At 37.6% G+C, this 23,760-nt stretch carries 19 protein-coding genes; 9 read left to right on the top strand and 10 right to left on the bottom strand.

Translation table 11 applies throughout. The features are described 5' to 3' along the window. Positions 1-36 precede the first annotated feature (36 nt). The 3 genes from CH364_RS04115 to odhB are packed head-to-tail and all read right to left on the bottom strand — an operon-like array spanning position 37 to position 5,485. Positions 37-2,805, bottom strand: a complete 2,769-nt coding sequence (locus tag CH364_RS04115; RefSeq protein ID WP_100742330.1) for a 2-oxoglutarate dehydrogenase E1 component — start codon at positions 2,803-2,805, stop codon at positions 37-39. Positions 2,806-2,839: 34 nt separating this feature from the next. Beyond that, on the bottom strand, positions 2,840-4,246 hold the full coding sequence (gene lpdA, locus CH364_RS04120) for a dihydrolipoyl dehydrogenase (RefSeq protein ID WP_100742331.1): 1,407 nt from the start codon (positions 4,244-4,246) through the stop codon (positions 2,840-2,842). Between the two features lie 6 nt (positions 4,247-4,252). Beyond that, positions 4,253-5,485 (bottom strand): 2-oxoglutarate dehydrogenase complex dihydrolipoyllysine-residue succinyltransferase, encoded by a 1,233-nt coding sequence (odhB, locus tag CH364_RS04125; RefSeq protein WP_100742332.1) that lies wholly within the window; start codon positions 5,483-5,485, stop codon positions 4,253-4,255. Between the two features lie 157 nt (positions 5,486-5,642). On the opposite strand from odhB, the gene CH364_RS04130 reads away from it, so the two are divergent. Beyond that, positions 5,643-6,176 (top strand): gamma carbonic anhydrase family protein, encoded by a 534-nt coding sequence (locus CH364_RS04130; RefSeq protein ID WP_100742333.1) that lies wholly within the window; start codon positions 5,643-5,645, stop codon positions 6,174-6,176. A gap of 715 nt (positions 6,177-6,891) precedes the next feature. Beyond that, positions 6,892-7,467 (top strand): YdeI/OmpD-associated family protein, encoded by a 576-nt coding sequence (locus CH364_RS04140; RefSeq protein ID WP_100742335.1) that lies wholly within the window; start codon positions 6,892-6,894, stop codon positions 7,465-7,467. A 23-nt stretch (positions 7,468-7,490) separates the two neighbouring features. Here CH364_RS04140 and CH364_RS04145 read toward each other — a convergent pair whose 3' ends face one another. Then, complete coding sequence (locus CH364_RS04145) at positions 7,491-8,228, bottom strand: hypothetical protein (protein WP_100742336.1); 738 nt, start codon at positions 8,226-8,228, stop codon at positions 7,491-7,493. Positions 8,229-8,536: 308 nt separating this feature from the next. Here CH364_RS04145 and CH364_RS04150 point away from each other — a divergent pair, with 308 nt between their 5' ends. The 4 genes from CH364_RS04150 to CH364_RS04165 all read left to right on the top strand — a co-directional run bounded on the left by CH364_RS04150 (position 8,537) and on the right by CH364_RS04165 (position 12,345). Further along, the gene (locus CH364_RS04150; protein ID WP_100743394.1) at positions 8,537-9,178 is read left to right on the top strand and encodes a hypothetical protein; all 642 of its coding nucleotides are present in this window, start codon (positions 8,537-8,539) and stop codon (positions 9,176-9,178) included. A 70-nt stretch (positions 9,179-9,248) separates the two neighbouring features. Next, the gene (locus CH364_RS04155; protein WP_100742337.1) at positions 9,249-9,470 is read left to right on the top strand and encodes a hypothetical protein; all 222 of its coding nucleotides are present in this window, start codon (positions 9,249-9,251) and stop codon (positions 9,468-9,470) included. A gap of 47 nt (positions 9,471-9,517) precedes the next feature. Continuing rightward, the gene (locus CH364_RS04160) at positions 9,518-10,282 is read left to right on the top strand and encodes a GNAT family N-acetyltransferase (protein ID WP_100742338.1); all 765 of its coding nucleotides are present in this window, start codon (positions 9,518-9,520) and stop codon (positions 10,280-10,282) included. Between the two features lie 347 nt (positions 10,283-10,629). Next, positions 10,630-12,345 (top strand): methyl-accepting chemotaxis protein, encoded by a 1,716-nt coding sequence (locus CH364_RS04165; RefSeq protein WP_243401242.1) that lies wholly within the window; start codon positions 10,630-10,632, stop codon positions 12,343-12,345. A 77-nt stretch (positions 12,346-12,422) separates the two neighbouring features. On the opposite strand, the gene CH364_RS04170 is transcribed toward CH364_RS04165, so the two are convergent. Then, positions 12,423-14,186, bottom strand: coding sequence for a GAF domain-containing SpoIIE family protein phosphatase (locus tag CH364_RS04170; protein ID WP_100743396.1), 1,764 nt, complete (start codon positions 14,184-14,186; stop codon positions 12,423-12,425). Between the two features lie 185 nt (positions 14,187-14,371). Here CH364_RS04170 and nirK point away from each other — a divergent pair, with 185 nt between their 5' ends. Genes nirK through CH364_RS04185 form a run of 3 tightly spaced genes read left to right on the top strand, consistent with a single transcriptional unit; the run spans position 14,372 to position 17,191 of the window. Then, entirely contained in the window at positions 14,372-15,793 is a 1,422-nt protein-coding gene (gene nirK / locus CH364_RS04175; protein WP_243401243.1) for a copper-containing nitrite reductase, read from the top strand. Between the two features lie 22 nt (positions 15,794-15,815). Beyond that, on the top strand, positions 15,816-16,583 hold the full coding sequence (locus CH364_RS04180; RefSeq protein ID WP_100742339.1) for a formylglycine-generating enzyme family protein: 768 nt from the start codon (positions 15,816-15,818) through the stop codon (positions 16,581-16,583). Next, on the top strand, positions 16,580-17,191 hold the full coding sequence (locus CH364_RS04185) for an SCO family protein (RefSeq protein WP_100742340.1): 612 nt from the start codon (positions 16,580-16,582) through the stop codon (positions 17,189-17,191). The genes CH364_RS04180 and CH364_RS04185 overlap by 4 nt, the downstream gene beginning before the upstream one ends. A gap of 63 nt (positions 17,192-17,254) precedes the next feature. Here CH364_RS04185 and CH364_RS04190 read toward each other — a convergent pair whose 3' ends face one another. The 5 genes from CH364_RS04190 to CH364_RS04210 all read right to left on the bottom strand — a co-directional run bounded on the left by CH364_RS04190 (position 17,255) and on the right by CH364_RS04210 (position 23,666). Beyond that, on the bottom strand, positions 17,255-17,989 hold the full coding sequence (locus CH364_RS04190; protein WP_100742341.1) for an SDR family oxidoreductase: 735 nt from the start codon (positions 17,987-17,989) through the stop codon (positions 17,255-17,257). A gap of 53 nt (positions 17,990-18,042) precedes the next feature. Further along, on the bottom strand, positions 18,043-19,074 hold the full coding sequence (locus tag CH364_RS04195; RefSeq protein ID WP_100742342.1) for an MBL fold metallo-hydrolase: 1,032 nt from the start codon (positions 19,072-19,074) through the stop codon (positions 18,043-18,045). 10 nt (positions 19,075-19,084) lie between these two features. Beyond that, a complete protein-coding gene (locus tag CH364_RS04200) occupies positions 19,085-21,373 on the bottom strand; it encodes an ATP-binding protein (RefSeq protein WP_100743399.1) in 2,289 nt (762 codons plus the stop codon). A gap of 177 nt (positions 21,374-21,550) precedes the next feature. Continuing rightward, positions 21,551-22,489, bottom strand: a complete 939-nt coding sequence (locus CH364_RS04205; RefSeq protein ID WP_100742343.1) for a sigma-70 family RNA polymerase sigma factor — start codon at positions 22,487-22,489, stop codon at positions 21,551-21,553. Between the two features lie 4 nt (positions 22,490-22,493). After that, positions 22,494-23,666 carry an NAD(P)/FAD-dependent oxidoreductase gene (locus CH364_RS04210; RefSeq protein ID WP_100742344.1) on the bottom strand — a complete coding sequence of 391 codons (1,173 nt, stop codon included), beginning with the start codon at positions 23,664-23,666 and terminating at the stop codon, positions 22,494-22,496. Between the last annotated feature and the right edge of the window lie 94 nt (positions 23,667-23,760).

Here is a 23,760-nt window from a genome sequence, read left to right on the forward strand (position 1 = left end):
ATCGATTGTTGTTGGATCTTTGTCTTTTTTTAGTTTTTAAGACAAAGCATCTTTTACTAAATCTTCTTGTTCTTTTAAGTGAGTGACCACGTGACCACAAGCAGGGCTTGGGAACTCGGAGCGACCAGCATAATGCAAACGTTTGTTCTCTGGCATCACAGCTTCGATCCGATCCCTTACAAAGAACCATGCACCTTGGTTTTTTGGTTCTTCTTGTACCCATACAAATTTTTTCAGTTTTCCGTAACTGGTGATCATTTGTTTGATATGGTTTTCAGGGAACGGATAAAGTTGTTCTATACGAACCACTGCCACGTTTTCCAATTTTTGAGTATCAATGGCTTTGCGTAAGTCGTAGTAAACTTTTCCAGAACAGAAAAGTAACTTCTCTACTTTTTCTGGTTTAGCCACAGGATCAGGAAGGATCTTTCTAAAAGCACCTGTTGTGATATCTTCCAAACTAGAGGCAGCATCTTTCAAACGAAGGAGAGACTTCGGTGTCATGATGATGAGTGGCTTTCTAAAACTTTGTAAGATTTGTCGGCGAAGGATATGGAAGTACTGAGCCGGTGTGGTAAGGTTTGCCACTTGGATATTGTCTAGAGCACAAAGTTGTAGGAAACGTTCGAGCCTTGCCGAAGAATGTTCTGGACCTTGGCCTTCGTAACCATGAGGAAGTAAACAAACAAGACCAGACATCCTTTGCCATTTGATTTCGGAACTGGAAATAAACTGGTCAAAAATCACCTGTGCGTTATTTGCAAAGTCACCAAACTGTGCTTCCCACATCACAAGGCTATTTGGATCAGCTAGAGAATACCCATACTCGAATCCGAGGCAAGAGTATTCTGAAAGAGAAGAGTTAACGATCTCAATCTTTGCTTGTTTGTCGCTAATGTGGTTGAGGAGGGTGAGTTTTTTCCCATTTACGATGTCGGAAAGAGTGGCATGTCTGTGTGAGAAAGTCCCTCTTTGCGCATCTTGGCCCCCAAGACGAATGGGAAATCCGTTTTCCAAAATGGAACCAAACGATAGAGATTCCGCAAATCCCCAATCGATTGGCAATTCTCCAGCACCCATCTTTTTACGGTCTTCCAAAACCTTGATGTGTTTTGGGTTTGCTGTATATCCTTCTGGAAGCGTTGTGACTGCTTTGACAATCCCACCTAATTGTTGTTGTAGGAGTTGTGTGTGAACATCCGAATCCAAAGGTTCTTTGGTATATCTGGACCAAACCCCACCAAGTGTATCAACTGTGATCCGAGTGTCTTTTTCCTTGGCTTGTTGGAAGGAAGTTTCTAAACCTTGTTGGATTCCATCTTTGATGAATTGAATTTCTTCTGGAGTGATATCTCCCCGTTTTAATAATTTTTCTTCATAAATTGAGATGGTTTTTGGATGTTTTTTGATGATTTCATACATCTGTGGCTGTGTGAAAGTTGGTTCATCCGTTTCGTTGTGACCAAGCCTTCTATAACAGATTAAATCGATGATAACATCTTTTTTGAATTTTTGGCGGTATTCTAACGCAAGTTTTGTGACACGGTATGTGGCTTCTGGATCATCTCCGTTCACATGAAAAATCGGAACTTGGAATCCTTTGGCAAGGTCTGTTGCATACAAAGTAGATCTAGATTCGCTAGGAAGAGTCGTGAATCCAATTTGGTTATTGATGACAATATGGAATGTTCCCCCGACTGTATAACCATCTAGGTTCATCATGTTGAGAGTTTCTGCCACCACACCTTGTCCTGCAAAGGCAGCATCCCCGTGGATGGCCACAGGCATAAACTTAGAACGGTCTACGTCCTTTGCCATTTCTTGGCGGGCACGAACCGATCCAAAGATGACTGGGTCTACGGCTTCTAAGTGAGATGGGTTGAAGGCAAGAGATAATTTGACTTCTTTACCGTAGTGAGTCATGACATTATTCGAATAACCAAGATGGTATTTTACGTCGGCATAACCAAGTTGGCCTGGGTTTAGTTTTTCTTCGAACTCAGCAAAGATAAGGCCTGCCGGTTTACGAATGATATTCACAAGAACATTCAAACGTCCTCGGTGCGCCATCCCAATCACAAGGGCATCCATTTTATGACCACCTGCTTCTTCCACAAGGGTATCAAGCATAGGGATCATGGTTTCTCCACCTTCGAGAGAAAAACGTTTTTTCCCTACGAATTTTTTGGCGAGAAAGTTTTCAAAACTATCAGCTTGGTATAATTTTTCAAACAAACGTAAGGCGGTCTTTTTGCTAATGGGTTCGTTGTTTGCAAGAGGTTCCATACGATTTTGTAACCACTCACGTTCCTCATCATTGACAAGGTAGTAGTGTTCACAACCAATTGAACCACAATAGGTTTTTTCAAACCAATCAATGACATCTTTTAGTTTTGCTTTCCCAAGGTTGGCAATTCCGGAATCCACTTCAGTGTCTAAGTCACTTTGTTTGAGTGCACCGATTTTTAGATCGATGAATTCGCGGTTGGGTTTGTTGATTCCAAGTGGATCAAGATCTGCTGCTAAGTGGCCTTGTCTTCTGTAAGCATTGAGAAGGTTGATGATACCGAAGTCGCTGAGTGAAGAATCTTTCCTGTGTTCGGTGGAGGCATAGTTGACATAACCATTGCCACCAAACCCATTTCCATTGGACCCGTTGTTTGATACGGATGATCTTTCTAATTCTCCAAAGAAGTCGATCCAGTCTTTGGTGAGACTTTGCGGATCTTCTTTGAATTGTTTGTAATACTCTTCCAATAATACGACGTTATCGCCGTATAAACTCATCATCTGGTCGGTTGTCATATACTCTCCCTAAAACAACAAAACAACAGTTAAATTACGAATGGATGGACCATTTCGCATCAGCATCCATCGCCGCTTCCCGAAGTACTTCGGAAAGAGTGGGGTGGGCATGTGTGGAACGAGCAATGTCTTCCGCACTCGCACCAAATTCAAAAGCAATTGCCGCTTCTGCGATCATGTCCGAGGCCCTAGGACCTACGATATACACTCCGAGGAGTTTGTCCGTTTTTTTGTCGGCAATGACTTTCACTTGTCCATCGGTTTCATTCATGGCTTTGGCACGAGCATTGGGTTTGAACATGTACTTACCCACTTTGTATTCGATACCTTTGGCTTTGAGTTCTTCTTCACCGAGGCCCACCCAAGCCACTTCTGGCCAAGTGTAAACGATCCAAGGAATGGCTTTGTAATTTACATGGCCATACTTTCCACAAATGAGTTCGGCAACAGCAATCCCTTCGTCTTCTGCTTTGTGAGCAAGCATGGGGCCGTCCACCACATCTCCAATCGCATAAATATTAGGAACATTGGTTTGGAATTTGTTCAGTTCCACTTTGACACGACCACGGTCTGTCATCTCGACACCGATTTCTTTGGCACCAAGTCCGTCTGTGTTCGGACGGCGACCAATGGAAACAAGAACCTTGTCTCCTTCGAGAATGGTTTTTTTGCCGTCTTTGCCTTCGATTTCCACTTCTACTTTTTTGCCCTTGACTTTGGCACCGTGGACTTTGGTTTCAAAGAGAAAGTTGATTCCTTGCTGTGTCAGAAGTCTTTCTGCAAGGGAAGCCATCGCTTGGTCAGCCGTTCCGAAAAGTCGTGGCATAAGTTCCACCACAGTGACTTTGGCACCGAGTCGTAACCATACCGATCCGAGTTCGAGACCGATCACTCCGGCACCGACTATGATTAGGTGTTCGGGAACCGAATCCAAACCAATGGCGTGGTCAGAGGTAACAATATTTTTTCCATCCACAGGAAGGGGAGGGATTTCGATTGGAGTGGAACCAGTAGCAATGATGATATTCGTTCCAGAGATGGATTCTTTTTTTCCATCTTCTGCGGTGATAGAAATTTCTGTTTTAGAAACAAAACTCGCATGACCTAGGTAACGAGTGACTTTGTTTTTTTTCATCAAGTAGTCTACACCCGATGTCACTTCGCTCACCACTTTGTCTTTACGAGCCATCATTTTAGCGATGTCGATTTTGACATCTTTGACGGAGATTCCGTGGTCGGCTAATTTGTGTTTTGTTTTGTGGTATTCTTCAGAAGAATCGAGAAGGGCTTTGGAAGGGATACAACCTACGTTGAGACAAGTCCCCCCGAGAGTTTTTCTTTTTTCAATGATGGCTACTTTTTTCCCGAGTTGGGCTGCGCGAACCGCAGCCACATAACCACCAGGACCTGCCCCAATGACAATGATATCGTATTGTTCCATAAAACCTTATACCTCAAAGAGGAGTCTAGTTGGGTCCTCTACCATTTCTTTGATCTTCACAAGGAACTGAACCGCTTCCTTTCCATCTACAATTCTGTGGTCATAAGATAGAGCCAGATACATCATTGGACGAATCACAATTTGGTCGTTCACAACTACGGCGCGTTTGACGATGTTGTGCATTCCAAGGATTCCCGATTGTGGAGGGTTGAGGATGGGAGTCGACATCATCGATCCATACACACCACCATTGGAGATGGAGAAAGTTCCGCCTTCCATATCTTCGAGAGAAATTTTTCCGTCTTTGACTTTTCCGGCAAGCCTTGCGATCTCTTGTTCCACACCAGCAAAACTGAGTAGGTCGGCGTTACGAACAATCGGAACCACAAGACCTTTTGGTCCACCCACAGCCACTCCGATATCATAGAAGTTTTTGTAGACGATGTCCGTTCCGCGGATCTCTGCATTGATGGCAGGATAAGCTTTTAGTGCGGCCACCACTGCTTTGGTAAAAAGTGACATGAATCCAAGACCCACACCATGAGTGTCTTTGAACTTGTCTTTGTATTTATTACGAAGTTCCATAATCGGAGACATATCCACTTCGTTGAAAGTAGTAAGGATGGCTGCCGTATGTTGCGCACTCACCAATCGGTTAGCAATTGTTTGACGAAGTTTCGTCATTGGAACCACAGTTTCTCTAGGACCAACATTTGCCGAAACCACAACCGCTCTTGGAATTTCTGGACTTGATGTCGCAGCCTTGGGAGCAGCCCCAGAACTAGCGCCACCTTTTTCCATAAAGAGGATCACATCTTCTTTTGTGATTTGTCCGTTGCGACCAGTGCCAGTAATTTTGGAGGCGTCTAACTTATTTTCTTCGATGAGTTTGCGAGCTGCAGGAGGGAGTTCCTCATTCACTTTGCCCGTGTTAGGTTGGGCTGCAGGAGTTTCTGCTTTAGGAGCAGGGGCACTGGAACTTGCTGGAGTCGAAGCCACAGCACCTTCTTCAATGATACCCATGATATCACGCACATGAACCACATCCCCCACCTTTTTGGTGATGGATTTCAAAACCCCGGAAGTGGGAGCAGGAATCTCTAATGAGACTTTGTCTGTTTCTAAAATAGCGAGCACTTCGTCTACTTTTACGGCATCGCCTTCTTTTTTGGTCCAAGCACTGATGGTCGCTTCGGTTACGGATTCCCCCATCTCGGGGACTTTGATATCTATTGCCATGAAATGTTCCTTAGCAGGTTTTTAGAGAAAAATAGCGTTTTTGAGGAGTGAGATCCCATTTGAATCTAAGACTACGGTAACTTGCGAGAAGGTAAAAACGCAAGCGGAAAAACGAAAAGACCTTGAGTTTCAGTTAGCTCCCCGATGTTTAGCAAGTATGATCCGATCTTTCCAAGGCCACACACCGTCCATCCACCCAACGGCCTGGGTGGCACCCTCCGCTGATGTACTTGGAAAAGTCACAATTGGCGAAGAGTCCTCCATTTGGTTCCAATGTGTGCTTCGTGGTGACGTAAATACCATCACCATTGGCAAACATGTGAACATCCAAGACATGACACTCGTACATGTGGCAAGAGATTTGTATCCGGTCACGATTGGGGATTATGTATCTATAGGCCACCATGCGACCATCCACGGTTGTGTTTTGCGGGATCATAGTTTTGTGGGGATGGGAGCGATGCTTATGGACGATGTGGAAATCGGGGAATGGTCTTTTGTGGGGGCAGGTGCCCTTGTCCCTCCAGGAAAAAAAATTCCCCCCGGAGTTCTCGTGATGGGTAGCCCCGCCAAAATCATCCGAGACATCACAGAAAAGGATCGAGAGATCATCACCCGCACCGCAAACAACTACACGAAGTATAAGGAAAACTATCGTATGGAAGGAATTGGGGGCACATCCCTTTCCTAACGGAAAGGGACCGGGTCATCCGCTCCAATCTTTCGCGTGCGAAAGGATTTCCGCTACTACCCCTTGTGCGGGGAGAGGGTTAGGAGATAAAGGGTGTTATGTGCCATAGTAGAATAAAATTCATAAAAAGCTATAACCACTTAAATAGATTTGATCTGAATTACATTTGAAAATGAAAAAATATCATTTCGGCTTCTATCTATTTTCCTTAATTTTGAACTATGTATTTTATCTTAGGATATTTTCAGAATCAACTGTAGACTCTTTTGGATTTTCTTCTTCCTTTATAATTTGTATTCTAATTTTAATTTTTATGATTATTTACAATAAATATTATGCTGAACAAAAATACTTATCTTCGGATGAATTGTTTATAAAGAACGTATTGAATATACTCTGGCGAACATTGCTTTATCTTCCAACATTTACTTTGGTTTTTCTCATTGGAATCTATGTGGTTGGACTCTTTTTTAACAAAGACATTCAATTTTACATTCGAATATTTATCTTTAAAATTATTGGTTTTGGAAATATATTTTGATAATTATGCGGTTAATTTTAAAGAAATTCTGATCGCAAAACGGAATAGATCATTAGATTAAATAAATTTATCGCATTTGAATCATTGACGCGGAGTATAACGGCAGAAAAACGTCCTTACGATGTTTGATCCACTGCGAGATCTTGGCACAAAACAGGAAATTGTGTAATATTTATGAATCAATTAAATACGATACCAACAAAAGAATTTAAAACACAAAATAAATTTGAAGAATGGCTAGATAAAAATCATGGCCTTTCGAATGGAATTTGGTTAAAAATATTCAAAAAAGATTCTGGAATCAAAACTGTCAGTTATGCGGAAGCACTAGACGTTGCACTTTGTTATGGTTGGATCGATAGTCAAAAACAAAAGTTTGATGAAACGTCCTGGTTACAAAAGTTTTCCCCAAGAACACCAAAAAGCATTTGGTCAAAAGTCAACATTGGACATGTGGAAAGATTAATCAAACTCGGTAAAATGAAACCTGCTGGTTTAACGGCTGTCGAAAAAGCAAAAACAGATGGCCGATGGGATAAGGCATACGATTCACCAAGTAAAATGTCGGTGCCAGATGATTTTTTATTGGAACTTAGTAAAAACAAAAAAGCAGAAAAGTCCTTTCAGGAACTAGGCAAAACCAGTCTTTTTTCTATTGGGTTTCGACTTCACACTGCCAAAAAAACAGAAACCAGAGAAAAACGGATCAAGGAGATAATTCAAAAATTGGAGAAAGGGGAAAAAATTTAGACAATTCAGATTTGAAAATTTTGTTAAATGGCAATTCCTGCATAAAATGAAATAAACATATATTCGCTACTCGGCTTGTTGCGGTCTCTCATGATGAGTTGATCATTGATATATCGATAGGGTAAACCATTGTAATACCTTGGATCAAAAGTATAATGTTGGTTTGTTTTCCCAGAACTCATAACTCCGTATTCGAATTCAGTTCCCAAAATGAAATATTCGAAGATTTCTTTTCGATATCCAATTCCTGCGGAAACAAAGTGGCGGTCTGAATAAATTATACTTTTAGAGTAAGGTCGTATCTCAATATTATTTCCTTGGAATAATAAAAAGTTTTTTTCTTCAATTTTGTATCCTTTTTCCAGGCCTAAATTGAAACTCCCGTAAACATTCCCTCCAAAAAAGTATTGAGTTTTAAAAACGAAATATTCACCTTCCCTCGTTTTTTTATATTCTTGAGTCCCTGAAGAATTTTTTGGCTCCGTATAGGCAAATATTCCTCTTTCTTCCGGACCTTCCCCTCTGCTATAAGAAAAGCCCATATATAATTTATTGGTAATTCCATATAGAGCTGTAATCGCCTTCTTTTCAATCCTTCTTCTAAATGGGTATTCTGTGTATCTTGATATATACATTGGTGTAATGTATATATGTAGTTTTTTCCTGGTTTGAATTGAATCTGAGGATTCCTCTGGTTCAGCTTGCATTTCTAAAGTGAAAAATATTAGGAAAATAATTAATGTGGTAAGTTTCTTTTTCATTCGTTGTTTTAGTCCAACTAACGCGTGAATTCGATTATACCGCCTAATAAAGTAAACGATAAAATTTTATTCTTTGTGTGGATTTTTACTTTTTAAAGATTTTTGCTCTTATTTACGGTTTTGACGCATCAGAACATACTCTGGAAAAATCAACGTAGCCGTTACCACATCTGCAAATGCTATCCCAAGATATCTCTAGGACTCGTTTAGATACCTTGTATTCTATTTGATTCCTTTGAATTGATATCATCCAACAAAGGAAATCAGCTTGCCTTGCCTTATGTGGAATGGCAAAATATCCGTACCGTATGAAATTCATTTTCCGTTTTGCCTTGGCGTCTGCCCTTTCATTCAGTTTTTCTTGCAATTTACACTATTTTTCCATAGCAAACAGAAACTACCCTAGTTCGGAAGCTATTGAAACACTGAAACAAGGAAAGATACGATTCAATCTAATTCGCTCGGAAGAGGCCGCAAAACCTAATTTATATAATTCATCCGCTGTAGAGTATGAACTGGCAAAATCAAAATTATTTGGACTCAGTAAAACTTCTAAGTTAGATTTAACATACACAACATCGACAGGAATAAACAATGCGGGAATATCGGCTCTTCTCTTCTTAATAACTTTAGGTATCTTCCCTTCGTTTGAAGAATCCCATTCGAATGTTACGTTTACTATCTCTGAAAGAGATTCTAGAAAAATCATCAGAGATTATACATATCCTATCAAAGGAAGAAGAATCATTTCATGGTTAACAATTCCATTTTATATCGTTTTACCCATTGTTTCCAAATCATTTGATGGTGGAATCAATGATACTACTTCCAGTTCTTCTATACGACTGTTAGTTGAATCATTCGAGGCTGATTTTATAAATGATTGCAAAGAAAATCCAGAGTTATTAGAAAAAATGCAGTCACTCAGTCGAGACTTAATGGAGCTGTAGATTATATTTTTATAAATCTCTCTTGACTGTGGAAAAAATTGTCATTTTCTGAAAGGAGAGAGGATAAAATTTGTACACACTCATTCGTTTTGAAAACGTCGAACTAGCACATATTCAAGTAGAGAAGGGAGGTGCGAAATCTTTCCCTTGTGGTTTCGATCCTTCCAAACATACGATGGAAAAATCATCTTTAAGATTGGATTTAAAAAAAATCCGAGTGGCAGTGGCAAAATCTGCCAACGCCGATTCTGATATTTGTGGAACTTGCGTAGGTGCCTTATATTCGCACTAATCAATTCAATTTATATTTTTAAGTCTGATGGTTTTAGCGCTATTATAATGAAAATAATTTCTATAGATAAAGACAATATCAATGACGAACATATTTGTTGTGCGATTGGAAACGATCTAAAGAATAAAACGAGAGCAGAGTCCAAAAAACAATGGATGCGGGATCGTTTTGAGGAAGGTCTTGTTTTCAAACGTTTGGATGAAAGAGGAAAAGTATTTATAGAATATATACCCATTGAGAAAGTATGGAAACCTATTGGTGGTAAAAACTTTATGGTGATCCATTGCCTTTGGGTATCGGGCCAATTTAAAGGAAGAGGGTTTTCCATACAACTACTGAATGAGTGTATTAGTGATGCGAAACAGAAAAAAATGGACGGGATTGTTGTGGTTACTAGTAATCAGGTAAAACCATATTTGACTGATAAAAAATTTTATTTGAAACATGGGTTTGAAGTAGTCGATTCGGCACCACCATATTTCGAATTACTTGCGTTAAAGCTAAATCCAAAAGCAAAACTTCCTTACTTTTTGGAACATACAAAAGTTAACATTAGTTCTTATGATAAAGGATTTACATTTGTTTATTCGAACCAATGTCCTTTTATGGAAGAATATATTACTTTACTTGCTAATTTATCCAAAAAGAAAAAGATCCCCGTGGAGATCAAAAAATTGAAAACCCATAAGGATGCTCAAATCATGGGAAGTCCGTTTGGAACTTTTGGAATTTACTATGATGGAGCATTTTTAACTCACGAATTGATGACCGAAAAAAAATTCGAAATACTTCTGAATGGTTTACCTTCCTAGATTCCATTATAGGAAAAATCTAACGACAGTTTATTGTTCTTTCGATTCCTTTTTGATTGATTTATTATTTTTGTATCATGAATTTCTCATAAAATCGATAATCGACCAATTTAGAAAATAAAAAATTTCCTGAAACACCGAAACAATTTATATTCGTAGTTTCCCCTATCCACCATTGACAAATATCAAGAGCGACTTCTCGTTAAAAAAGAACAACGGAGTTGCTACAATTTTCTGATTTTTTAGCTTACGAAATGTTAGTCGAATGGATTACCTTGTGCCTGGTCTTAACGACTTATCGTATTCCCTTCGATTCTACGACTAACATTTTGTTTGGAGTTAATAAATTGAAAAATATAAAAGTAAATTTTGTTGAAAATGTCCTTACCGAATCCGATGTCATCATCTCTCGCACCGATGCTAAAGGTTTGATTACCTATGTGTCGCCTGATTTTGCAAGAATTTCCGAATATACTGTAGAAGAAATGATCGGAAAACCACATAACATAGTGAGGCACCCTGATATGCCAAAAATTGTTTTCGAGGAACTTTGGGACTACATTAAGGTAGGACTTCCTTGGACGGGTGCAGTTAAAAACAGAGCAAAATCTGGAAATTACTATTGGGTTGATGCCACCGTAACCCCTATTTTAAATGAAGAAAGAAAAGTCATTGGTTATGTTTCGGTTCGAAAAAAACTAGCAGATGATAAAAAGAAATATTATGATGAGTTATATAAAAAAATCAGAAAAAAAAGTTATTCTCTGCATAAAAAAACAAAAGTGTCAAAAAATCTCAAAACCATCAAGGTTTATGATGTTTTTTTTGTGTTAGCAGGTTGCCTTCCCTTTCTAGTACTTTTATGTATTTTTTATAATGATAAACCTTCGTTATGTGGTTTTTTGTTGTTTTTGCAAACATTGATTGCTTCAACCTTTCTCTATGTTTTATCGCAAAAGAATAAAAGGTTACAAAAAGCAACAGAATCAGTTATTTCTGTTTCTTCGGGAAGATTCCAATACCCTGATCATTTCCATAATGATAGTAGAGACGAAGTAAAAATTATGTTAGTCTCTATGAAGAGTATGAGTATCAATCTTTGGGGAATTGTTTCACAAATTCAAAAAGCAACTCATGTTTCCATTCGAATTTCTGAGGAATTGACAGCACTCACAAATCACTTTTTCACTTCGACTCATTCTATGGCTACTGGAAGTGAAGAGGCAGCAGCCTGTATGGAAGAACTAACATCAGCTCTCACCAATATTAAGGAAATCACTTCCAACCATTCTGTGATCATGTCGGACATGAGAGACTATATGAATGCGGTGAACTTAAATTTGAATGGGACACAAAATGCATTGAGGGGATTGGATGAGATGTCGGTAAGGTCAACTCAAAAAGCAGACCTAGGAAAACAGAAAATTACTGATTCTTTAGAAGGAATTGAAGCTATCAAAAAAGTTTCTAGTAAAATTTTAAACATTGTTTCGATGATTACTGAGATTGCCGACAGAACCAACTTACTTTCCTTAAATGCGTCCATTGAAGCGGCAAGGGCAGGGCATGTTGGTGCCGGGTTTGCAATAGTCGCCAAAGAAATGATGAGTTTGAATGAACAAATCGGAATTTCTGCAGGTGAAATTAAATCTTATGTAGATGAAACTTTGTCGGTAATCCAAGAAACTTCTGCGAAAGTAAAAGATGCTTCTTTAGAAGTGTTTTCTGTTTCGGATTTATTTTATGAAATGAAATCTATTTTAAATAAAGTGGCAGCTTCTTTGTATCATGATCTTCAAGAATCAAACAGAGTGAAGTTAAAATTGGAATCTGTTGAAGACCAAGTGAAACAAATTGATCAATCTGTTTTAGAGGCAAACTTAGCTTCGAAACAAATTTCAGGCATTCTTCTTGGGTTATCAGAACAAGCACAGGTCATTGCTTATAAATCGGAAGCCTTACACGAAAAGAGTTCTCTCGTTGTTTCTGAACCCAAAAAAATTATGGATTTAGTGGAACATTACCATACAGGTAAAACCGAAAGTATGGAAATTGTATCTTGAGATTTTTTGATCAGAGTATAGCTCTAAAAAAATGCAATTTGGTTTATGATGAACCTTCGATGTTTTGATATGTATTGTTAGATGCGGTCAACTAATAATACAGTGACATCATCTGCAAAATCATTGGTCCCTACATAATCTCTAGCGGCACGAATTAGGTCGTCAGCGGAACTTTGTGTTTGTAGAGTTTTTGAATCTATGATTGCTTTTTTAAATAATTCATCGTCATAACGTTTGTTATGGTCTTTGGACATGTGTTCTGTGATTCCATCTGTGTACATGACCAAACGGTTTCCGGGAATAAAAGAGAATTTCTTTTCTTCGTAAAATAAATCGGGAATCAGTCCCAAAATTTTTCCTTTTACATCAAGTTGAATTAAAGGTGTATCTTTTTTATCTAATAAAAATGGGGCATGGTGGCCTGCATTCGCACAAAGGATCGTATCATTTTTGAGATCGATGATCCCGTAAAAAGCGGTTAAAAAATTTCCTGCCAACTTCCCATACAACATATGGTTTAGTGTCGTTAGAAATAAAGAGGGGCTAAGTTTGATATCTTGTTCAAAATTTTTTAAAACCATATGAGCCATTGCTGCAAGTACAGCCGCCGAAAGCCCATGCCCAGAGATGTCTGCTATCAATATGGAGAATTTAGAATCTTCTAATTCAGTAACATCATAAAAGTCTCCACCCACTTGTTCAAGAGGAATGTGTGCCACACCATAAGATAATCCATTTGAATTCGGCAGAATCGAAGGCATGATTTTTTTCATGATGTTTTTAGCGCGGTTCAATTCTTTTCCAGTATCTACAATTTGGTGAAATAATTGTGCGTTTTTAATTGTACTGCTGAGTCTTGCGGCAATATTTGTAAGTAGATCTAAATCAGAATGTTGGAAAGCATAACCCGAAACTTTGTTATTGATACTGATAACACCAAGCAGTTCGTCTTGAAAAATTAGAGGTGCTGAAATAAGAGATTTTGATTCAAATTTATATGGTGAAAGTTTGTTGTATCTTGGATCTAAATCCAAATTGTGAATGAGAAGACTTTCTTTTTTTTCTGCCACCCAACCTGAAACTCCAGTCCCATAAGGCACTTTGATTTGGTCATAAGCATCTTCTGGAATTCCTTTTGCAGAGAGAATGCTTAATTCTTGTTTTTCGGAATTTGCAAGATAAATGGTTCCAGAAGAGGCGCCAAGGTATTCTAAAACTCGATTGAGAATCCACTTACCTAATTCATTTAAACTTTTTTCTGATACTGACAATCTTTCGAATTCATATAACAGAGATAATTCGAGAATTCGTTTGTCCAAACTATCTTTGGTATTTGCATTTTGAATGGCAGTAGCAGCAACTTCGGATAAGGAAATTAAATATTCTAAATCAGAAGCATCAAAAATTCTATTATTTGTTTTATTGATGACTTCTAAAGTACCGATCAGTCTTTCTTCAACAAAAAGAGGAACACAAATCAAAGACTTGGTTTTGAAGCCAGTGCGTTTGTCCATACTCGCATTGAATCTTGGGTCTTTGTAAGCATCTTCCAGAGCTATGGGTTTTTTCTCTCGGGCGACCATACCCACAATTCCTTCACCTAATTCTAATCGAGCATACTGCTGGATGATTTCTCCTTTTTCCCCTAAAGCCACTTCGCAATACAAAAATTCTTCATCTTCCAAAAGAAAGAGGGAACTTGCTTCAGCTTCCAGTAGATCTTTAGAATATAACATAATGAGTGGTAAGAGTTGGTGCAAATCCAGGTTTGCATTCAGAATGGAAGAGATATGGAGTAGGCTACGAAACTTACTAAGGCTAGTTTGAGGGTCTAACGACATGGACACGATACCCATATTTCTCTCAGTTTCGAATTCGTCGATTTAGAAATTCAATTCAGTTTTTTCTTAAAATGAGAAAACGGAAGAAAAACTTGTTCTCGATTCTCCATTTTTGTGCATTTTGTAATGTTTGCACTCGAATCCCTTGATTTGTATCAATGCGGCTTGGGTTGACATAATTTAGAATGAAACCAGAGGATACGGAAATGTATTTAAAACTGCCGAAACCAAAGACCTTCGAGATTTATCTTCTTCTTCTGGTGATAACAAGTTTATTCAGTGTTTGTTCTGGACAAAAAACAGAAGAGGCAAAACTCACATATGCACCTGAAGTGCCACCACATATCGATAGAAAAAGCGAAGCTAAAGTCATCGTTAATATGGAAACTGTGGAAGTTGTGGGTCGACTTGCAGACGGAGTGGAGTATACATTTTGGACTTTTGGGGGATCAGTTCCTGGGCCAATGATTCGAGTCCGAGAAGGAGATGAAGTAGAATTTCATTTAAAAAATCATCCTTCTAGTAAAATGCCACATAATATCGATTTGCATGCGGTTACTGGTCAAGGAGGCGGTGCTGCTGCTTCTCTTACAATCCCTGGCCATGCTTCTAAATTTTCCTTTAAGGCAATCAATCCAGGTTTGTATATTTATCATTGTGCCACTTCTCCTGTGGGTATGCATATAGCAAATGGAATGTATGGTCTTATCTTTGTGCAACCAAAGGATGATCTTCCAAAAGTAGACAAAGAATACTATGTTGTTCAAAGTGAATTTTATACCAAAGGGAAAAATGGAGAACCTGGTCTTCAACCATTTAGCATGGAAAAGGCGATAACAGAAATTCCTGATTATGTAGTGTTTAATGGTTCCGTTGGTTCCCTTGTGGAAGACAGGGCTATTACAGCAAAAGTCGGAGAGACTGTGCGATTGTTTGTTGGGAACGGCGGGCCCAATTTAGTTTCTTCATTCCATGTGATCGGAGAAATTTTTGACAATGTGTATACAGAAGGTGGAATTTTACCTAACCAAAAGAATGTCCAAACTACTCTTATCCCTGCTGGTGGTTCTGCCATTGTGGATTTCAAAGTGGAGGTTCCTGGTACTCTTATTCTTGTAGATCATTCTATATTTAGAACATTTAACAAAGGTTCTCTTGGAATGCTTAAAGTGGAAGGGGAACCAAATGCCACAGTGTACTCAGGAAAACAAGATGATACAGTGTATCTACCTGAAGGTCCAGCCATCCAAAGAATGGTCACCGAAGTCAAACCAAAGGTATCTGCAAAAACTCCTAAAGAAATTTTGGCAAATGGGGAAAGAGTTTATAAATCTGTTTGTGCTGCTTGTCATATGAAAGAGGGACAAGGTGTGGTTGGTGTATTTCCTCCCCTTGCAAAATCTGATTATTTAAACGCAGATAAAGCACGTGCCATCCAAATTTTAAAGAAAGGACTCAGTGGCTCCATTACGGTCAATGGACAAAAATATAATAATGTTATGCCTCATTTAGAACTTTCAAATGAAGAGATTGCAAGTGTTCTTAGTTATGTTTATAACCAATGGGGAAACAAAGGTATTATGGTTTCTGAATCTGAGGTAAGATAACCCCATAATTTTTGGATAAACAATGAATCGTTTTTTGATTTATTTGATTTTGGTTTTTGCGGTTTCACTTCCTGCTGAGATGGTAAAAATTCCCGCAGGAAGCTGGAAACCTTTTTTAAAAGAAAAAGATTCTAAGTTAGGTGAGATTGTTAAGATAAAAAGTTTTTATTTAGATGAATACCCCATAACCAAAAAAGAATATTTCGAATTTATCAACGCAAATCCTCAATGGAAAAAAGGAAAAGTTTCTAATTTATTTGCAGATACTGGGTATTTGGGGGATTGGAAAGAAAAAATTCCAAACGACCGGGAGATCAATTCCCCTGTAACGTATGTTTCATGGTTTAGTGCCAATGCCTATTGTCAGTGGAAGGGCAAACGATTACCAACTGAATCAGAATGGGAATATGTAGCAAACATCCCACCCACTGGTAAAAATAAAAAAGCCGTCGAATCGGTAATCCTTGGCTGGTATGGTGAACAAAAACCTGAATTTCTGCCATCTGTTGGAAAATACAAAAATGGACTTGGTGTTTATGACCAACATGGGATGATTTGGGAATGGGTATTAGATTTTAACAATACTTCCGTGACAGGAGATTCAAGGCAAGATACCGATTTAGAAAATAGTCTTTTTTGTGGTGGAGGTTCATTGAAAGCCAATGATTTTTCCAATTACGCATCTTACATGCGTTATGGATATCGTGCTGGACTCAAAGGCTGGTATACCGCCAAATATTTAGGATTTAGATGTGCATCAGAATTTAAAGTTAAGGACAATCCATTATGAAATTCCAGTTTGTTTCCCCCATTTTTATTTTTTTGGTTTGTTTCAGTTTTAACTGCGATGAACATAATTTAAATAACCACCACCATCATGGTGAGGATCATGTTTTAGCTGCGAGTGATGCAGCCCAAGGAAGTTTGTTTGATTTAGGTTCCCAATGGACAACGGAATCCAATCAAACCATTGGATTGAATCAATATAGAGGTAAACTTTTTATCATCAGTATGTTTTATGCAACTTGTCAGTCTATTTGCCCAAGACTTGTTGCTGATATGGAACAATTAGCTAAAAAAATAAATGAATCTACCGGACAATATCCTCGTATGGTCCTTGTTAGTTTTGATACCGAAAAAGACAATCCAGAAGTTCTAAATCGTTACAAAAAGAAAATGAATTTAAACGACAATTGGACTTTTCTATCGGGGAAAGAGGCAGACATTCGAATGTTGTCAGTTGTCCTTGGGATAAATTATAAAAAAATCTCGAATGGAGAGTTTAACCATTCTGCAGTCTATAGTTTGGTTTCTAAAGAAGGATTTGTAGTTTCTCGGATTGAAGGGATTGGTTCGAATACGGAGACGCTGTTGGCTCAATACCAAAAGTTAAAATAACCCATTGTGGCATAGTTTTGTATTCTATGAAAACAAAACTATAATCCATATTCGGATGTTCGGTTAAAATGGAGGTAGGCGTTTGAAAATCCATTCGGGTATCATTCGAATTGCCACCATAATCCATCTCCAGGGCCAACGAATGTATACCAAATTTTTTTTCTTCAATCCTGCATCTACAATGAGTTCAGCTGCAACTTCAGGTTGTAAGGTGAGCCAAGGAACAAGTTTATGACCTTCCGACATTTTTGTATACACAGGCCCTAATTGGATGGTTGTGATATGAACTCCTTTGGAAAACAAAAGTGACCTAAGTCCTGAAAGATAAGTAGTTAGTCCTGCTTTGGCGCTACCATAGATATAGTTCATTTGTCTGCCTCGGTCACCCGCCACAGAACTAATCGCAACAATGGTTCCTTCGCCTTTTTTTTCCATATCCAAGGATATGATATTTATAAGAGACACTACTGCTGAATAATTAGTCTGAATGGTTTTTAAAAGTTCGTTTTGGTCTTTCCTCGCTTTGGTTTGGTCTTCGTAGTATCCTACAACGAAAAAAACGATATCTGGCTTATTTCTAAGTTCCTCATAAAACTTCTGATGCGAACTAAAATTGGTGACGTCCCATTCGGAAATATCCACAGAAGAAGAGTAATCTGATTGGATTTTTGATTTTATATCAGATAACTTTTGTTTGTTTCTTCCTGTTAAAGAAAGTGAATAACCTCTTTTGGCAAGAGATTCTGTAATATGGATACCAATGTCGGATGTAGCGCCAACAACGAGTGCATTTTTCATTTATAAAACCTAAAGAAAATTGATCTTAACTTATTTTGTAAAGAGTTTCTCTGTCACTGAAAATTCCACCAACCATCTACACTTCCTGATCCAGTAAATTCAAAACTTTCTCCAATTTTTGGAACTTGTAAATTAAGTTTTATACTTTGTGAGGCAACAAGGACTCGTTTGATAGGGTCATTCCAAGGATGGAGGGATAAAATAAATTTTCCCCAGTGTACTGGTACAAAGGACTTGGCACCAATATTTGCAGCTGCGAGTGCCGTTTCTTCTGGTCTCATATGAATGGAAGGCCAGTCATCACCATATTGGCCACATTCTAAAAATGCTAAGTCAAACGGTCCATATTTTTTTCCAATGGATTCAAACACGGATCCATATCCGGAGTCTCCGCCAATAAAAACTTTATAATCGCCTAGTTTCAAAACATAAGAGCACCAAAGACTTTTGTTTCTTAGTACACTTCGTCCGGAAAAATGTCGTGTTGGGGTTGCCGTAACATTGACAACGGAATCAATTTCTCTTGATTCAAACCAATCTAGTTCAATGATTTTTGAGAGTGGAACACCCCAAGATAACAAATGTGCCGAAACTCCTAACGGAACGACGATTTTCTTTGTTCGCGGGTGAATTTTTAACATTGTTTCATAATCAAGGTGATCATAATGATCGTGAGTAATGATAAGAATGTCTAAATCGGGCATATCTTCTGGTAGATAAATATCTGTTCCTTCAAAAGATTGAACGGCAAATGGAACCGGGGAAGCATAACCAGAAAAAACAGGATCTACTAAGATTTTTTTTCCCTGAGCGAGTAAAAGATAGGAAGAATGCCCAAACCAAATGTACTGTGCTTTGTTTGCATCTAGTTCTTTTAAATTGATTTTAGTGGAAGGAATTGGGGAAGATGGTCGAATGGAGTTTGGTTTTTGCCAGTATTTAATTGCCATTTTCCAGTAAGAACTGTTAGGCGCTAACATTTCAGTATGTTCGATATTTTTAAAACTACCTGATTGGAAGTGTTCAGATTGGGAGATCCGTTTGAGTAGGTCTCCATGAGGGAGTTTGCCGAGAGTTGTTGCCAAAATTTTGTCCTTAATGATTGGACGGTGCTAAATCCTTTTTTGCCCATTTTCGGATCATAAAATCTAGATCGTGAAGGAGAAGCGGTTTTGTCATAAAATCATCCATACCCGCAGAAAGGCATCTTTGTTTCTCTTCTTCTAGGACATTGGCTGTGAGAGCAATGATCACTGGCTGTTTACTTATAGTTTTAGATTGACGGATGCATTTGGTAACAGTTGTACCATCCATGTCAGGCATTTGAATGTCCATAAAAACAAGGTCAGGTAGTTCAGAACGTACCATGTCTAAAGTTTTTTCTCCATTATCTGCTTGTAAGGCGGAAAATCCAAGTTTCTTTAGGAATAGATCAGAAACTTTTTGATTAATTGGATCATCATCAGCAATCAAAATTTTTACTGGATACTTAAAAGCAAGTTTTGAATCCCACTCGGTTTTTGTAGATAATTCTCCATTGTTTGCCAAGGTTTCTGGCCTAAATGATTTAGAAGGGACTTGTGATTCAAAATGGAAAGAAAAATTGGACCCTCTACCGTATACACTTTGTACGGATATGGATCCTCCCATCTCTTCTACTAATTTCTTTGTGATGGCGAGTCCAAGGCCGGTTCCAACTGTTTTTTCTGTTAGGTGAGAATGAATCTGCGAAAATGGTTGGAATAAAATCCCCATCCGATCTTCTGGAATACCTATCCCCGTATCTTTTACGGATATTGCCACTCGAACAGTATCATCTGAAACAGGAGTGGATTCCACAGACATTGTAATCGTTCCTTTTTCGGTAAATTTAATCGCATTACTCAATAGATTTGTTAAAATTTGAGCAAAACGTCTTTGATCAGTAATCAAAAAAACAGGAAGAGAATTCACAAGTTCCAATGAAATTGTAAGTTTGTTTGGATCTGATTGTGACTTAAAAAGATTGATACAATCATTTAGAAATTTTGGTAATGCCAGCGGTTCTAGGTGTAACTCAAATTGTCCTGATTCTAATTTAGTTAAATCTAAAATATCATTCACAAGTAATAATAAATTATCTCCACTAAACTGAATTAGGTTTAGATATTCTTTTTGTTCTTCTGTAAGTTCCGTTTGTTTTAAGATTTGAGTCATGCCCAAAATTCCATTCATAGGAGTTCTGATTTCATGACTCATTGTAGACAAAAAAGAAGTTTTGAAATTTACCTTGGCCTCAGCATTTTCCTTTTCTTGTTTTAGCCTTTCTTTGTTTTTGAAATTCTCAATCATCCTATCTGCAATAAACAATGCTTGAGATAGTCCGAAAACGAGAAATCCATATTGCGCAAGATAGGCGGTCCCTTTTTTAGCAAATTCAGTGAGAATGTCTAAGGAAAATAAAGCCATTGTTGCAATGACTGAAAAAAGAAAAAACCGACTTCCCGCTTTTTTAAGAATCACACCATGGATGATTGGATACAAGATTCCAAAAAGAGTGATTAGAGAAAGGATAAGATGTAAACCAAGAAATTTAGAAAAGGATAACATGTTAAGTGGCAAAGCAAAAAACAATAAAGATGCCACAAAGAAGTTCGCTCGATAAACAAATCGATATTCTTTTGCATTATAAATTTCTTTTACATAAAGAACAAACGAGAGATATAATAAAACAAAACTAATTCCGTTAAATTTTACTATTGTTTCATAAAAACCAAGAGGAAGATAATTGTAAATAAAACGTGTTTCTCCAGTGGTGAATAATCGAATTGCTGCAATAAAACAGACAGCAGCAAAATAAATATGCGTTTTTTCATCTCGCCAAAAGAGATATAAAATCAAATGAAAAAATGCCAAAGTAAGTAAGGATGCCAACACAAAGATATCGCGGCTAATCGCTTCTAGAAAAGACTTATTGATTCCGGAATGTGAACCTAAAGTGTAAGGAGTAGCGATTCCACAAATATGGTAATGGAAACAGGAAATTTTAACATCTAAATTGATTTGATTGTTTTGGGAATTTGGTAGAGAGACTGTTTGTATGTTTAAGTGTGGGACTTCTTGTTCATAATTTTTGCCAATCTGACCAGACTGATAAATGGTTTCTCCATCTATAACAATTTCAAAAGCATTCCGAGTGACTCCGTTTTGGAGGTAAAGATTTTTTGTATGTTCAGGGACAAGGATTGTCAAACTCAGTGTTGCAAACCCAGTAGGATATTTCCCCCCAGATGCGTTTGTCCAATGTCCTGGAACTATCGTAATATCTTTGTTAGAAGAATCTTCTTTTGGGTTCCAATTTTCCCAATGGATCTTCCATTCTCCATTCAGAGGAACATTTCCCATGGTTTCAAAGTTCCAGCTTTGGAGATTTAAAACTCCATTTTTAGCAATTGGTACATCGGCTGTTTGACCGAAACCGCAGTTGCTAATTGCTGTGGTCAAAAGAATCAACAGAAAGATTTGTTTTCTGATCTTCATTGCCTTTTATCAATTTGACGAAAAAAAATATAAAAAAATGCATCAATTACGAAAGTTGGTCCACCGCCTTACCTTGAAAAGAATCCAGTCAATCCAACTTGGTTTCCGTAAAAATCCCAATTTGATTAGGTTTTCTTTGTTTTGAAACCCCTTTAGTTTATCAGGATTTACTAAATTGAAGACCGCATCGATTTTTTTGTTTTTGATCGTAAAAATTTGAACAAAACTAGGAACTTCATTTGTATAACCAATAAGGGCAGGGGAACCGTTGGCATAACCAAAATAGATTTCTGTTGATTTTGCTTTTTTCTCTGTTGTTTTGTTTAATAGAGTGATAACCCTTTGGATTCCAGGAATAGGGATCCTTGCAGCATGAATTTTTCCTCCTCCATCAGAGTAAGCGATGACGTCCTCACATAAAAGTTTTGTTAGAGATTTTGTATCTTGGTGGTAACATGCAAAACTGAATTCGAGTAAAAGTTTTGAATGAAGTTGAAGGTCTGGTTCAAATTTCTTTTTTCTGGAATGGATTGCCGTACGAGCTCGGCTATAGATTTGCCTACAGTTTTCAGCAGTTTTTCCTATAATCTCCGCAATTTCTTCATATGTAAAATCGAATAACTCTCGTAATATGAAAACTGCACGTTCCATTGGATTGAGAGTTTCAAGTATGACAAGGAAAGCGAAGTTTATTTTTTCGTCATTCATGGATTCAACCGTCTCAGGAATTGGCTCTGGCAAAAAAGGACCAATATAGGTTTCTTTTTTTCTCGATGCTTTTTTCAAAAGATCCAATGCAAGTCGAGCGACAATACTTCCTAAATATGATTTTTGATTTTGAATTTCTACTTTTTTGGGGGAGAGCCATCTAAGATAACTCTCCTGTACAATATCTTCCGCATCCACATAACTTCCTGTAATACGATATGCAATTGAGAAAAGATAGTGTTTCCATTTTAAAAATACTTCTACATCATTCATCAATTCAAACTCCGTTAGCAACAGGGGTCTTTTTTATTATCGTTTCTGTAGGGATGGGATTTCCTTTAGGCCAAAAATAAAATCGGAATGGGAGGTATTTTTCCATCTTTAGAGAAAAAATTGTAAAGCGATTCACCAATTCTTTGATACGAGCCCCCCATCTACCTATGATGATTTTATCTTTTGGATTGTCATCATAATCAGTAAACTGTATGAGTCCGTGGTTTCTACCCAAAGAAATACACCTTCCAAAAAATTGAAATAAAAATGGGGAAATGTTTTTTCCTCGAATTAGGTTTGCCAAGTGGTCTGCAATATAAGCACCCATAGGCAATGCAGTCACACAACCCATTCTTAAAATTGAATTTTCTAAATAAGCTAAATCACCTGCAACAAAAACTTCTGGATAACCTTTGGCTCTTAGAAATGGATCTACATACACTTGATTTTTTTCGTTAGTAGGAAAACCTGCTTTATTCGGAATTGGAGAACATAAAAATCCTGCACAATTTAAGAGTAGGTCAAATGAAAGTTTTGAATTGTTTTGTAAGGTGATTTCCGTCTCCATAATCGTTTCAATTTTAGTTTTATCTAAAACTCGAATATGATTTTGAGATAAATAAGATTCTAAATATTTTCTGGCCTTGGGTGAAAAAGAAGATCCCCATTCATTTCGATCAATGATTGTCACAGATGATTCTGGGTGATAGTGTTTCCACTCAGTAGCCATTTCTATCCCAGTAAGTCCTCCGCCAACGATACAGAGATTTTGGAATTTTTTTTGTTTTGCACTTTCTAAAAATTTTGAAACCGTTTTTTCATTTTGAATCGAGTTTTCTTGGTTGTATTTAGTAAATATTTCAGTACTTCCTAAACAAAGTATAAGATAATCATAAGTAAGACTATCTTCTCTTCCTTCCACAAATACCGATTTTTCTTTGGGAGAAATTCTATTTATCTTGGTTTGTAAAAATTTAACTCTTGTTCTGAGGAGGTCTTTGATTTGAATTTTTTTTCTAAAACCTTGAATCGCAGATTCATGATTTCGAATTCGTTCTTGGAAAATGTTGGATTCGGAAATTAAAACAATTTCAGCTTCACCCAATTGTTTGTCCAAACGATTGGCAGCCATAATTCCAGCATAACCTGCTCCTAAAATGATAATTTTTGGTTTCATCTTTTTACCTCAATACCAAGACGAATTCCCCTTATGGTTTTGTGACAAAGATTACAAAAAATTTCGGCTTGATCTAACGCCTGATAAAATGAAA

It is taken from the genome of Leptospira harrisiae (genome assembly GCF_002811945.1).
Taxonomy (GTDB): domain Bacteria; phylum Spirochaetota; class Leptospiria; order Leptospirales; family Leptospiraceae; genus Leptospira_A; species Leptospira_A harrisiae.